This window comes from Wenyingzhuangia sp. 2_MG-2023 (genome assembly GCF_030548295.1).
Classification (GTDB): Bacteria; Bacteroidota; Bacteroidia; order Flavobacteriales; family Flavobacteriaceae; genus Wenyingzhuangia.
This window is the reverse complement of the sequence record NZ_JAUOSB010000006.1, coordinates 30,398-44,328: the sequence shown is the minus strand read 5'-3', so window position 1 is coordinate 44,328 and position 13,931 is coordinate 30,398. Positions and strand designations below refer to the sequence as shown.

Sequence of the window (13,931 nt, the reverse complement as noted above, 5' to 3'; positions counted from 1 at the left end):
ATGGAGAAACAGATACAAAACACCCTAAGATTAGCAGAAAAACTACAAAAAAAATCAAAAAACATTGAAAACAATCCATTTTCGGACAGATTGAAAACCATTATTGAAGTTCCAGAGTCTAAACATTTTTTAATACAGATGATGGACGTTGCCTTTCGTTCTAAAAATTATAAAAAAGTAGCAGACCATGTTATCCACTTACTCAAAACACACAAGAATTACCAAGCTTTATTTACTCCTTTAGAAAATTTCTTGTTGCAAACATTTACCGTTGCAGGAAAGTTAGCTCCTTCTTTTAGTGTTGCCATCATGCTAAAAAAAATACAAGCAACCTCTAGTGATGTGGTCTTTTTCATCAACAGTCAAAAATTTAAAAAACATACTCAAAAAAGAAAAGAACAAAATATCACACTAAACATCAACCTTATTGGAGAAGCTTTGATTGGTGAAGACGAAGCTCAAAAAAGAATTCTAGGTTACTTAGCTTTGTTAAATCGCAAAGATGTGAATTATATTTCCATCAAAATATCTACAATTTTTTCTCAAATTTCATCCTTAGCTCATGAAGATACCGTTGAAAAACTATCGCACAGATTGTGTATGTTTTACGATGAAATATTAAAAATTGAAAAAGAAACAGGGGTGCAGAAATTTGTAAATCTGGATATGGAAGAATACAAAGATTTGGAAATCACCTACGATGTTTTTGTAAAAACATTGTCCTTACCAGAATACAAAAACATTAGAGCGGGTATTGTACTACAAGCCTACATTCCCGAAATGATTCATTATTACCGTAAACTTTTTACCTGGGCTAGCCAACGTATAAACAATGGTGGTTCTGCTGTAAAAGTACGACTGGTAAAGGGTGCTAACATGGAAATGGAAATGACCGAGGCATCGATAGAAGATTGGTCGTTGGCAACCTACGGTTCTAAAAAGGAAACGGATGCCAATTACAAAAAAATACTCTCAGAAATGTTAACACCACAATCAGCAAGAGTAGTAAATGTAGGTGTTGCATCACACAATATTTTTGATATTTCTTTCGCACTCCATTTGGTCAAAGAGAATCAACTAGAGGACTGTGTAGATTTTGAAATGTTAGAGGGAATGGCTAATCAATTGGTAGACAATTTACTTGCTGAAAAAGTACGCTTATTGCTTTACACACCTACCGTAAAAGAAAATCAATACAATGCCGCTATTGCTTATTTGGTAAGAAGATTGGACGAAGGAACTCAAAAAGGAAACTTTTTAAAAGAAGGTTATGATTTGACTTTTGGCTCTCAGAAATGGGATCATTTGAAAGAAGAATTTTTAAGATCTATCAATTTGATGGAAACATTAAAAACAACTCCTAATAGAATTCAAGATAGAAACACTGAGATTCCTGAACTTATGAAAGGTTTTCATAACGTACCCAATACGGATTGGAATTTACCTCAGAATATTACTTGGGCTCAACAAATAAAATCTAACTGGGAAAATCCTGAAAATATTATAGGAACTACCATTCCTGTCGTGGGTGATTTGGATGACAATGAGAGATACACTATAAAAATCAACAACTGGTCTGGAACACCACCATGGAGTTATGAAATGTCTATCAAGGAAGATTATCAAAAAGCTATTGACACTGTTAGCGAATGGCAAGAGTTTGATACAGAAAAAAGAGCACATCTCCTAAAAAAAGCAGCTATTGAAATTGAAAAAAACAGGGCTGATTTGATTGGAGTTGCAGTAGCTGAATTAGGAAAAAACATAAAAGAAGTTGATGTAGAAGTTTCTGAAGCTATTGATTTTGCAAACTTTTACGCAGAGAGCAGTCTGGAAATTGCAAAAGAATTTACCTCTATAGATACAGGAATAAATTTGATTTTATCTCCATGGAATTTCCCTATTGCCATTCCCATTGGTGGAGTATTGGCATCGTTAGCTGCTGGTAAAAAAGTGATTTTAAAACCTTCTACCAATGCATCTGCCTGTGCTTATTTGACATGTAAGTGTCTATGGGAAGCAGGTATTCCGAAAAGCGCATTGTACTTTTTACCCTGTGAAGAAAGTATTCTAGATGATTTTTTAAGTACTGGAAATGTTTTTGATGCCGTAATTCTAACTGGAGGAACTGAAACGGCTCATTTTTTACTAGAAAGAAATCCACAATTGAACTTGTACGCTGAAACAGGTGGAAAAAACAACACAATTGTAACTAGTTTGGCAGACAAAGAACAAGCGGCTGTTAACATTGTACAGTCAGCTTTTGGAAATGCAGGTCAAAAATGTTCTGCTACTTCTTTATTAATTTTAACTGAAGATGTTTACAATGACAAAGAATTCAAAGCATTATTAAAAGATGCCACTCTTAGTAAATTGTTTGGAAATCCTTGGGACTTTTCTACAGAAATTGGCCCACTTGCTGTGCCTATTTCCGAAAAGCTAAAACATGTTATTCAAAATACTCCTGACAATCAATGGCTGGTAAAACCTAGGTTGAACGGAAACCACATGCTGTCTCCTGGAATTATTTGGGATGTTACCACAGAAGATTACTCCTATCAGAACGAATTGTTTGGCCCTATTGTATCTGTTTTAAAAGCAGATAATTTAGAAAATGCTGTAGAAATAGCCAACAATGTTGCTTATGGATTAACGGCTGGTTTAGAATCTTTGGATGAGAATGAAATTGAATATTGGAACGAACATATTGAAGCAGGAAATAAATATGTAAACCGATCTACTACAGGAGCTATTGTACAAAGACAACCGTTTGGAGGAATTAAAGCTTCTTGTTTTGGTTTTGGAATGAAAGCTGGAGGAATTAATTATGTACTTCAATTTACCAATATCAAATCTAAAACTACAGATTGGAAAGAAGATTATCAAAAATGGTACGATCTTTTATTTAGCAAAAAAATAGATTACGTAAACTTACGTGGACAATATAATATTTGTAGCTACAACACGTACAAAGAAATTCTTTTGTTATACGATGTACATACGCCACAGAAACACATTGACAAAGTAGAGTACATTGCTGAGTTTTTAAACATTCCATTGATAAAAGATACTTGTGGAAATGCTTTAAAACACCATCCAAAAGATTTTACCTGTGTGAGAGCTTTGGGAGTTTTGTCTGATCACTTTTTAATTAGATGTCACCAACACGCAATTCCGGTATACAATCAAGAACCTAGAAATAGTGGACGTATTGAGTTGCTAAATTACTTGATAGAGCAAAGTTACTCACACAATTACCATCGATACGGAAATTTAATGGGGGTGGAATACAATGCTACAGAAAAACCTAAATTTTATTAAGTTATATTTGAACATGAAACTATGGGTATTGTTCTTATTTGGTTATTTAAGTTGCTTTTGTCAAACAACATTGGTCAAAAATGCCGACAATTTTATTGGTGTCGATTTTTTTGAAAATTATTATTACATACAAAATGGTGTTTTACACAAAAGCAACTTAGAAAATCAATATCAAAATATAGAATACGGAATTCCCGATGGCGTTGATATTAGCAATCCATTACAAATCTTAGTTTTTTACAAACTATTTAACAGAGTTATTGTTTTAGACAACCGACTTAATTCTATTTACAGTTTTAAAACTCCATTTGGCACCAATTGTATTGCCAATGCTGGAAAAGATAAAATTTGGCTGTATAACAATACAAATACATCTTTGACTATTTATAATTACAGAACCCAAAAAATGGAAGTTAGCTCACTACCTACAGTAAAAGATGTACAACAACTCAAAGGAAATTTAAATCAAGCTTGGATTTTAGATCAAAATGGAATTTTAAGCACTTACAATTATTTGGCTAGAAATACACATCGAAAAAACACAGTAAATACATTGTTGCCTATTTCACTGTCTTCTGCTTATCATATTCAAGACTCACAACTTTGGAAACAAGAAAATCCAATTCTTAAAATACCACAATCTATACACTCTTTTGAAGTTGTTAATAAACAATGTTATTATTTTAACGGGAAACAAATCTATCGCCTTTCTATTCCTAAAAATTGACTATTTTTACGCTCTAAATACAGCACTTATGCACATAGCTATTGCGGGTAATATTGGAGCAGGAAAAACCACCTTAACCAAGCTTTTGGCAAAACACTACAAGTGGGATGCTCATTTTGAAAGTGTAGAAGACAACCCATATCTAGATGATTTTTACAATGAAATGGAACGTTGGTCTTTCAACCTACAAGTTTATTTTTTAAACAGTCGTTTTGAACAAATTTTAAAGATTCAACAAAGTGGTAAAAATATCATTCAGGATAGAACCATTTACGAAGATGCTAAAATATTTGCTCCCAACTTACATGCCATGGGACTCTTAACCAACAGAGACTTTACCAATTATAACAAATTGTTTGAGTTGATGGAAAACTTAGTTACCCCTCCCGATTTGTTAATTTATTTAAGAGCCGATATCAAAACTTTGGTAGGACAAATTCACAAACGAGGTAGAGAGTACGAAAGTACCATTAACATTGATTATTTAAGTAGGTTGAACGAGCGTTACGAAGCATGGATTACCAACTACGACAACGGAAAAAAACTTATCATAGAAGTTGACGACCTAGATTACGTGAGCAACCCTGAAGATTTGGGAAAAGTGATTGATAAAATTGATGCACAAATTCACGGTTTATTTTAAAAAAGTCTTTATAAGAGATAAAAATCCATCTATTAAATAAATGATAGATGGATTTTTTAGTTTAGGGGTAAAAAGTTAAATACTATTTGTTTTCTAAAAAAGAAACAAGACATTGTAAAATCTTAATGGGCCACCAAATTATCTAGCAGCCCATGTAAGAAAAACTAATAAAACTCAATTCTACATAAAATTAAAAAACATATTTTTTGATTAGTATTTCCATCTAACAAAAGCTTCCATAGCCGCATAAGTAGCCAAACCTAATTTTTGATACAACTTGGCTGTTTCACTATTTCTATCTTCAGCTCTTTGCCAGAATTCTCTACTATCTGTTCCTTGAAAAACCACTCCATCTTTTTGAGATTGATGTTTAAAAATTCCATATCTCTTTTCTAATACCTGATTAGGACTCATTGGTACTGCCATTTCAATTTCATCCACTCCCCACTCTTGCCAAGCTCCTCTGTACAACCACAACCAACAATCATCCATAAAATCTTTTGATTTTAATCTTTTCATCGATTCAAAAATAGCATCCAAACAAACTTTATGCGTTCCGTGTGGATCTGCCAAATCACCTGCTGCATAGACCTGATGAGGTTTTATTTCTTCTATCAAGTTCATGGTTAGCTGAATATCCGCTTCTCCAATTGGATTTTTTTGAATGGTTCCTGTTTCGTAAAAAGGTAAATTCATAAAATGAATTTGGTGATTTTCCAATCCTACAAAGTGACTTGTAGCACGAGCCTCTCCTTTTCTAATAATTCCTTTGATATATCTAACCTCAGGAATATCCACTTCGCTATTCTTTTTATCTTTTAGAAACAATTTTGCTTTTCTATAAATAGCATCTGCTTCTTTGTTTTCAATTCCAAATTGATCGTTATAATCTGTTACAAAATTTGCAAAACGCAAAGCCTCATCATCAGCTACTGCAATATTTCCAGATGTTTGGTAAGCCACATGCACATCATGTCCTTGTTCTACCAACCTCTTAAAAGTACCTCCCATACTAATGATATCATCATCTGGGTGAGGGCTAAAAATCAACACTCTTTTTCTTGCAGGCTCTGCTCTTTCTGGCCTTCTGCTATCATCTGCATTCGGTTTTCCTCCTGGCCATCCTGTAATTGTATTCTGTAAATTGTTGAATATTTTAATATTGATATCGTATGAGTTTCCATACTCAGCTAACAAATCGCTCATTCCATTTTCTATGTAATCAGCATCTGTTAACATTAAAATCGGTTTCTCCAATTCTAAAGCCAAACCAACAATAGCTTTCTTAGTCAATTGCTCGTTCCACTCTACTTTTTCTACCAACCATGGAGTTTTAACCCGAGTCAATTTAGAAGAAGCCTCTCTATCAACTACAAAACTGACATTATTATGTTCTTGTAAATATGAAGCTGGAACTTGAGTTGTTTCCATCCCTTCAACAGCCTTGCTAATAATATCTGATTTTCCTTCACCCCAAGCTAAAAGAATCACTTCTTTTGCTTCCATTATTTTTTTAATACCTAAGGTAATAGCAGTTTTGGGTGTGTTGCTCAATCCTCCAAAATCTTTACTTGCTGCTGTACGAGTAGAATGATCTAAAGCCACCAATCTAGTTTTTGAGTTCTGTAAAGATCCTGATTCATTAAAACCAATATGACCATTTACACCAATACCCAACAATTGCAAATCAATTCCACCTAATTTTTCAATTTCAGCTTCGTATGCAGTACAATATTCTTGTAATTTATCTTTATCTAAAGAACCATCAGGTATGTGACAATTGTTTACATCAATATCTATATGATTAAATAATGCCTCTTTCATAAAACGTCTGTAACTGTTAACAGCGTTCTCATCCATAGGATAATATTCATCTAAATTAAAACTAACCACATTCTTAAAGCTCAACCCATCGTCCTGATGCATTTTAACCAACTCTGCATACACCCCTTTTGGTGAAGAGCCCGTTGCTAATCCTAAAACACATGTTTCTCCTTTAGCTTGTTTCTCCTTAATTAAATCAGCTATTCTTTGTGCAACAGCTATAGAACCTTTTTTTGCGTTTTCAAAAATATTTGTATTGATATTTTCAAACCTACGTTCAAAATCAGTTGCTTTATCTATACTACTTTTTATCATTTTACTATTTTTTTTAATTTTCAAATCTATTTTTTTAACCAATTTTTACATTTGTGACCCCACAGGGCAAAAAACAATATAACTACATAACAAGGAATCAGAATCCAATAACTACTTGTTGCAGCTTTGGCTGTGGCCTCTACTTGATTCATTCCTTCATTTATCAAGGTCAGTTTATTTGCGTCTACCATTCTTCCGTACAATGGTGGAATAATAGCTCCTCCCGAAATGGCCATAACTAATAATGCCGATGCTGTTTTGGTAAACTTACCTAAGCCCTTAAGTGTTAAAGGCCATATAGCTGGCCATACCAATGCATTTGATATTCCTAAAGCAGCTACAAACAGAACTGAAGTAAAACCTGTTGTATTTAAGATTAACAAACTAAAAACAATTCCTAAACCTGCACTTGTTTTTAAAGCCGTATTCTGACTGATGTATTTTGGAATTAAGACAGCTCCTAATCCATATGTTAATACCATAAAAAGCAGAGTTAATGTGGTAAAGAATTTTGCTTTGGCTGCGGAAAACCCTAGAGAAATTCCATAAGCAATAATGGTATCTCCTGCTATTACCTCTGCCCCTACATATACAAACAATGCCAAGACTCCTAACCATAAATGTGGAAACTGAAAAATACTTGTTTTGGTTGTTTTTTCTGAACTATTTTCTTCTTCTGATGGTGCTTCTACATTTGGTAAAGGTGCCTTTCTAATTAAAACAGCAAAAATTACCAACACCACAGCCATTACTATATAAGGTACTACTACGCTACCCGCCATGGTAGATAATAAAGTTTCTTTTTCTGATGCGGATACAGATGCTAATTTTTCATTTACATCATCAATTCCAGACAACAATAAAGCTCCAAAAACAATAGATCCTACAGCTCCTGCAACTTTGTTACATATTCCCATAATAGCAATACGTTTTGCAGCACTTTCAATAGGCCCTAAAATGGTAATATATGGATTTGCAGCTGTTTGCAACAATGTCATTCCTGCTCCTTGTAAAAAAATAGCCAATAAAAAGACCCAGTAAGTTCTTGCCTCAGCTGCTGGTATAAAAACCAAAGCTCCAATAGCCATAATAAACAAACCCAAAGAAATTCCTTTTTTATAACCTATTTTACCCAATACGTAAGACGAAGGCAAAGCCATTACTACAAATGAAATATAAGATGCTGTGGCAACCAAATAAGATTCCGATTCTGACAATTCATTGATTGTTTTCATAAAAGGGATCAATGCTCCATTAATCCAAGTCACAAAACCAAAAATGGAAAACAACCCTGCTATAATTGCAATAGGCACAAGGTTATTTTTTTGTTTACTTTCTGTTGATGACATATTTTTTTTAGTGTTTTGGGTTTATATAATAATTTTATAAAATGTTCTTAGGCTTACCAACAGAACAGGTTTAAATAAATCTCATTTTTCAGTTGCTATACAAAACATTTATTTTCTATTAGAAAATTCTCATGTATCTGACTAGAAAAAGAATCAATCAATTTGAATTGATTTTTAGCTCTTATCAAATTATGTTCTCTATAAGCTACCTTGTAACAAACATCATTATTTAAATAATCTGTTAAGAACCTTAATCCAGTTATAAACATGATTGTTTTGGCAGACAAAGGCAAATATTTAATTTCTAGTGATGTTAAATAACCTCTCAACTGCTTCAGAAAATTTTCTTTATATGTTTTGTATGCTTTCATATCAAACTCAACCTTAGACAAATCTTTTTCATCTTCTGCCGCAGTATTACAAATAGTCCTCACAGCATTTCCAAAATCATTATAAACAATACCCGACAGTAATTTATCTGTGTAAATAAAATTCAAGGGTAAATCTCCTTTCTCTTTCATGTCTTGAAGAACGTGCATTTCATCTTTTAACTCCGCTATTTTAGCAATGCAGGCTTTTGCTTTGACAATTTTTTTTTCCTTGGCCGTATCTATCACTTTAGTAAATTCATCGTAATATTTAGATACATCATAAAAATTTGGAATAACATTCGTTGGTTTCGAAACATCAAAAGCACTTGTTACGTTTGACAAACCATCTTGGGGTTCTTGCTCAGGTTTACGTTTGTACTTTTTAAATATTTTTACAACATGTGATGTCTTATCTAGTACCATGGGGCTATAGTTCTATTTTTATATTTTACGTTTTTCATCTCTCCACTACATTTTTTCGTTTTAAATAAAACAAATAATAGTATGTAAAAAACGAACACTCAACTCAAAAAACACAATAAAAATCTGCAAATCAATGCACTAAAAAACAAAGTGTATTTTTCATATGGCTAAAATATAGAATGAAAATGATATAAAAAAGAAAAAACACAAAAAATGTGCTCGAACACATACCTCAGTGTTGTCGAGCACACAATATAATGTGCTCGAACACTAATTAAAATTGTTATCGAGAACAAGTAAATGTTAAAAAAATGTTTTTTTGCTATATTTACAGAATGAAAAAAAAATATACCATAAAGGATATTGCAGAACTTGCTGGGGTTTCTAAAGGAACAGTTGATCGTGTTATTCACAAAAGAGGTAAAGTTTCAGAAAAAGCTTTTGCTGATGTAAGTAGAATACTTGCTGAGATTGACTACAAACCTAACTTAATTGCTAGAAACCTAAAAAACAACAAGATATATACTTTATGTGTGTTAATTCCTGACTACAATCTTGATCAATATTGGCTCTCTTGTAAAGAAGGAATCAAGTCAGTAAAACAAGAATACGCTTCTTTTGATATTGTTATCAAAACATTATTATATCACTCCAAAGATGTAGATTCTTTTTTACAAAAAAGTAACGAAGTACTAGATCTAAAGCCAGATGGTGTGTTAATGGTACCGTCTTTTCAAAAGGAATCCGATACTATAATCAATCTATTTGCCAATCAGAATATTGTGGTGAGCATCTTTAACAACAACATTACAAATGATAAAATATTTAATTTTGTAGGACAAGATCTTATCAAGAGTGGAAGAATTGCAGCTAAATTATTTGATTTGATTTTAGGAGAGGGAAAAATAGCTGTTCTATATATAGGTGCCAATTATAAAAATGCAACCTATTTTCATGAAAAAGAAAAAGGATTTAGAGCCTATATCAAAAGTACTCAAACAAAAATAAGCTCGACAACTTTAACTTTTTCAACAGAAAATTTAGAATCAGAATTTCTATCTTTTTTAAAGAACAATCCAGACATAAAAGGGTTATTTGTAACAAATTCAAAAACATATATGGTTGCAGAGTTACTTGAAAAACACCATATAAAAAACCTAAAATTGATTGGTTATGATTTGTTAGATAAGAACATAACTCACTTAAAGAACAATACGATTCAATTTTTAATTCATCAAAATGCAAAACATCAAATCTATTTAGGATTGACAAATCTTATAGAACACTTTATGTTTAGTAAAACCACACCTAAAAACAATTTGTTACCTATCAACATTATAAATTCAGAAAACTTAAGTTCTTATACTCAAAAAGAAATTAGTTATTCATAAACCGTTGTATAAAACAAAAAATCTCAACTTAAATTTAAGTTGAGATTTTTCAATTCTTTAATAAATCTAGTTACAACACAGGTATAATTTGTTTTTTTCTAGAAACAATTCCTGGCAACACAACCAAATCAGAAGTAACAGTTGCATTGAACTTAGACTCTGCCACTTGTTTAACCATATCATTAGAGACAAACAAAGTAGCTTCTTCTTTTAGAATATCTACTACAAATAACAAAACTGCATCTAATCCTTCTTTTATTTTCACATCTTCTATCTTAGATAAAATAGAATCTTTTCTATCTAAAACAATGTTTGGAGCTGTAGTTTCTAATACAGAAACACGGTATTTATTTCCGCTAGCTTCGTATTTTTTACTATCCATTTTGATCAATTCTTCATCAGAAAAAGCAGAAATATCAGATTTAGCCTCAAACATTTTGGTAGCATATTCATTGATATCTATTTCCAATTTGTGAGCTAAATGCTGAGCCATTGCTTTATCATCTTCTGTTGTTGTAGGACTACGGAATTCCAAGGTGTCTGAAATAATACAAGACAGCATTAGTCCTGCAATTTCATTTGGCAAATCAGAAACCTCATCTACCCCCATCATCAAATACATAACAGATGCTGTAGAAGCCAATGGTTTGATGGTAATATCTATAGGACCTGCTGTTTCTAAACCGCCTACCAACTTATGATGATCAATAATTTGAACAATTCCGGTTTCGTTGATATTCTCAAACAATTCTTCTGGATTGTTTGTATCCACAATTACTACTTCATCTTCAGCAGACACACTAACCAACACTTCAGGAACATCAAAACCCCAATGCTTTAATACATACAAAGCTTCTGTATTAGGAGTTCCTAACACGTAAGGTGTTGACTCTATTCCTTGCTGACTTAAATACCAAGCCCATACAATCGCTGATGCTGTTGCATCCGTATCCGGAGATCTGTGTCCAAAAATTTTTAACGCCATATTTTCTTAATTATATATTACTTTTTAACTTAATAAATTAAAAGCTAAACCCAAAAGAACCTTTAACCCCAAAGTTATTTGCTCCTTGGTGGTCTAAATAATTTCCTCTCCAAAAAAGGTCTAACCTAAAAACTTTAAAAATATTATCTATTCCCGCATTGTACTCATAATAAACATTACTAGGTGCAATGGTTTCTCCTCTGTAATCATCAAAGGCTAAAGACTCAAACGCTGGTAAATTGGTATCTATATTAGATTGAGAAATGGTTCCGTATACTCCTTTTACCCCAATAACTTCTCGTAAATTCAATTTTCTTAAAAAAGGTATTTTTCCAAACAAACGTCCATTAAAATTGTGTTCAAAGTGCATAGATGCATAAGAATCTGTAATAAACTCATAATAATTTAACAATCCAAAAGTATTCTGAATATTGAAAAAAGATTGGTTACCAGGAACTACATTTAACAAGCCTATAGACACATCTCCAAATGTTTTACCAACCTCTATAACAGATGTTGTTCTCCCTAACAGACCTAAATAAAATGGCTGTTTGTAATACAATTGAAATTTATGATAGTTGAAATCACTTTCTAAGAAATCGCCCACACCATGACCATAACTAAAATAAACAACAGGAAAATTATCATTTACTTCTTTACGCTCTACCCCGTTTCCGAACAATTTTCTTTTGGGAGTGTATTTTATTGATACTCCTACTTCTATTTGTTTGGTGTCTGATTGTATATTACCCAAATCATCTAAATAAGCCATGCTAAAAGCTTGAGATGCAGATTTTAAGTTTCGATGGACAAAACTCAATTGAAAATTGATATTATCAACTGGTTCTGCGCTAACATACATATTGGTTAGTTGAATATCTGTCAATAGATTTGAAGAGCCACTAGAGAACAATCCTGAAGTAGCAAAACTTCTTCCCAACACATCATTACTAACAGTTAAACCTGCTGCTGTCTGCTCTACATCATCTCTTCTTCCTATTCCAAAAATCAACCTTTTTTGTTTGTCAAACATATATTTGTAAGAAACTCCATATTTTACTCTATGGTCTTTAAAACCATAGGCGGTATACCCTTGTAATCTCCAAATATCATTTATTCCAAAATAAGTTCTACCTCCTACTCGTACTCGTACTCCTTCAACATCATTAAAATCAAATGTAGAAAATACAGGACCATAATCAAAGTTGTTCATTTCTACATAACCCGTTGCTAAAATTACTCCTAAATTGTAAATTCTTTTGAATTTAGGAACGGTTTTTAGCGTGTCTAACATGCTATAAATTCCTTTTTCATTTTTGTCCAATTTCTCCAATCGATGAGCGTTCCAATACGCATCCTCGGCATTGTAAATACTATCGGCAAAAACATCTGTTTTGGTTTTGTAGAATTCTTCTTTTTTGGTTTTATTAAAAGTATAATTGTCGTAGAAAGTAGTTCTTTTTCCAAAAACGCCCATAGAAGATTTTTTCTTACGCAAACTAAAGTCAGCCAACATATAGTCTCGTTCTGGCAAAATGGTAGAATCATTCAACACACTAAATTTCTGCTCTAAATACACCTCTTTTACCCAGTTAAGATTGGCACTTTTAGACACTTGCATGTTGATATCTTTAACAGCAAATGTGGTATCTGCAATCCACATATCTCCTTTAAAGGTCAATTCATTTTTACGGATTGGATAATACACTATATTGTAACACCATTTTCCTCCAACATTGGCACTATCTGCTAACACATAATTATAAGTATTTACTCCTGCTTTCCCTACAGGACTAGCAAAACTTTTTCCAAATAAGCGAATGTAATCGTCATAAACATCATAATCTACATAGAGATCTTTAATGTAAGTTGTGACCCCTGCACCCGCACCAATTCCTGAATTCTTATTTGCTTCTAAATCTTGTCGAACAAGTTCACTTTTGTCTTTGTTTTTTCCGTACACATTATATATCGATTCGTTTATGTATACTGGTAAGAAATTTTTTCCTGTAACTCTAGAAGTATCTATTTCATTAAAAACAAATTCCAATCCTTTAAAAACCTTTTGTTCTGTAAAAGTGGAATCTATATTATTCAGATCAAACTGTATTTTTTCATACTTCTGATATTCGTAAGAATCAAACATCCGAAGTCCGTTACTCCGTTTTTTTGCCCATACTTTTTTTAGCAACGCAATGGCTGGGTTTCCTTTTTTTTCTACACGACCTTTATAAATTACAACAGTCTGTAATTGGTTTGCACTTTCTTTTAGTACAACTTTAAATGTTTGATCTTGTTTCTCAATAGGCAAAGTTACCTTATCAAATCCTACAAAACTGACCTGTATTTTTCTGTATGTTTTTGGAGAATATAAGTAAAAATCTCCGTTTTCATCAGTGATAGTACCTTCTGTAGATTGTTCAAAAACAACACTAGCAAATGGTAAAGGTTCTCCCTCTACATCTACTACAATTCCCTTTACTTTTGTTTGTCCTAAAACAACAAATGAGAGTAACAGATTAATTATAAATAGATAGTGTTTAAGCATAGTTAGTATAAAAAAATTCCCTTCTCAAAAGTAA

9 protein-coding genes are annotated in these 13,931 nt (G+C 32.4%); 4 read left to right on the top strand and 5 right to left on the bottom strand.

Annotated elements, in window-relative coordinates:
- The 3 genes from Q4548_RS08675 to Q4548_RS08665 are packed head-to-tail and all read left to right on the top strand — an operon-like array spanning position 1 to position 4,691.
- Positions 1-3,321: a bifunctional proline dehydrogenase/L-glutamate gamma-semialdehyde dehydrogenase gene (locus Q4548_RS08675; protein WP_303453793.1), complete on the top strand. Its 3,321-nt coding sequence runs from the start codon at positions 1-3 to the stop codon at positions 3,319-3,321.
- A 13-nt stretch (positions 3,322-3,334) separates the two neighbouring features.
- Positions 3,335-4,048 carry a hypothetical protein gene (locus Q4548_RS08670; protein WP_303453791.1) on the top strand — a complete coding sequence of 238 codons (714 nt, stop codon included), beginning with the start codon at positions 3,335-3,337 and terminating at the stop codon, positions 4,046-4,048.
- A 28-nt stretch (positions 4,049-4,076) separates the two neighbouring features.
- Positions 4,077-4,691, top strand: coding sequence for a deoxynucleoside kinase (locus Q4548_RS08665; protein ID WP_303453789.1), 615 nt, complete (start codon positions 4,077-4,079; stop codon positions 4,689-4,691).
- Positions 4,692-4,901: 210 nt separating this feature from the next.
- Here the strand turns inward: Q4548_RS08665 and nagB are convergent, their stop codons facing one another.
- The 3 genes from nagB to Q4548_RS08650 form a co-directional block, all read right to left on the bottom strand.
- Entirely contained in the window at positions 4,902-6,830 is a 1,929-nt protein-coding gene (gene nagB, locus Q4548_RS08660; RefSeq protein ID WP_303453788.1) for a glucosamine-6-phosphate deaminase, read from the bottom strand.
- Between the two features lie 26 nt (positions 6,831-6,856).
- Positions 6,857-8,179, bottom strand: a complete 1,323-nt coding sequence (locus tag Q4548_RS08655) for a sugar MFS transporter (RefSeq protein WP_303453786.1) — start codon at positions 8,177-8,179, stop codon at positions 6,857-6,859.
- Between the two features lie 95 nt (positions 8,180-8,274).
- Positions 8,275-8,973 (bottom strand): hypothetical protein, encoded by a 699-nt coding sequence (locus Q4548_RS08650; protein ID WP_303453784.1) that lies wholly within the window; start codon positions 8,971-8,973, stop codon positions 8,275-8,277.
- Between the two features lie 335 nt (positions 8,974-9,308).
- On the opposite strand from Q4548_RS08650, the gene Q4548_RS08645 reads away from it, so the two are divergent.
- The gene (locus Q4548_RS08645) at positions 9,309-10,364 is read left to right on the top strand and encodes a LacI family DNA-binding transcriptional regulator (protein WP_303453782.1); all 1,056 of its coding nucleotides are present in this window, start codon (positions 9,309-9,311) and stop codon (positions 10,362-10,364) included.
- 70 nt (positions 10,365-10,434) lie between these two features.
- Here Q4548_RS08645 and Q4548_RS08640 read toward each other — a convergent pair whose 3' ends face one another.
- Positions 10,435-11,349 (bottom strand): manganese-dependent inorganic pyrophosphatase, encoded by a 915-nt coding sequence (locus Q4548_RS08640; protein ID WP_303453780.1) that lies wholly within the window; start codon positions 11,347-11,349, stop codon positions 10,435-10,437.
- A 37-nt stretch (positions 11,350-11,386) separates the two neighbouring features.
- Positions 11,387-13,897: a DUF5686 family protein gene (locus Q4548_RS08635; protein ID WP_303453778.1), complete on the bottom strand. Its 2,511-nt coding sequence runs from the start codon at positions 13,895-13,897 to the stop codon at positions 11,387-11,389.
- Positions 13,898-13,931: the final 34 nt, after the last annotated feature.

What these genes read in the sequence shown, in the direction of transcription:
- Q4548_RS08675 (WP_303453793.1), top strand. Translation starts at nt 1, where the DNA reads ATGGAGAAACAGATACAAAACACCCTAAGATTAGCAGAAAAACTACAA.
- Q4548_RS08670 (WP_303453791.1), top strand. Translation starts at nt 3,335, where the DNA reads ATGAAACTATGGGTATTGTTCTTATTTGGTTATTTAAGTTGCTTTTGT.
- Q4548_RS08665 (WP_303453789.1), top strand. Translation starts at nt 4,077, where the DNA reads ATGCACATAGCTATTGCGGGTAATATTGGAGCAGGAAAAACCACCTTA.
- nagB (WP_303453788.1), bottom strand. Translation starts at nt 6,830, where the DNA reads ATGATAAAAAGTAGTATAGATAAAGCAACTGATTTTGAACGTAGGTTT.
- Q4548_RS08655 (WP_303453786.1), bottom strand. Translation starts at nt 8,179, where the DNA reads ATGTCATCAACAGAAAGTAAACAAAAAAATAACCTTGTGCCTATTGCA.
- Q4548_RS08650 (WP_303453784.1), bottom strand. Translation starts at nt 8,973, where the DNA reads ATGGTACTAGATAAGACATCACATGTTGTAAAAATATTTAAAAAGTAC.
- Q4548_RS08645 (WP_303453782.1), top strand. Translation starts at nt 9,309, where the DNA reads ATGAAAAAAAAATATACCATAAAGGATATTGCAGAACTTGCTGGGGTT.
- Q4548_RS08640 (WP_303453780.1), bottom strand. Translation starts at nt 11,349, where the DNA reads ATGGCGTTAAAAATTTTTGGACACAGATCTCCGGATACGGATGCAACA.
- Q4548_RS08635 (WP_303453778.1), bottom strand. Translation starts at nt 13,897, where the DNA reads ATGCTTAAACACTATCTATTTATAATTAATCTGTTACTCTCATTTGTT.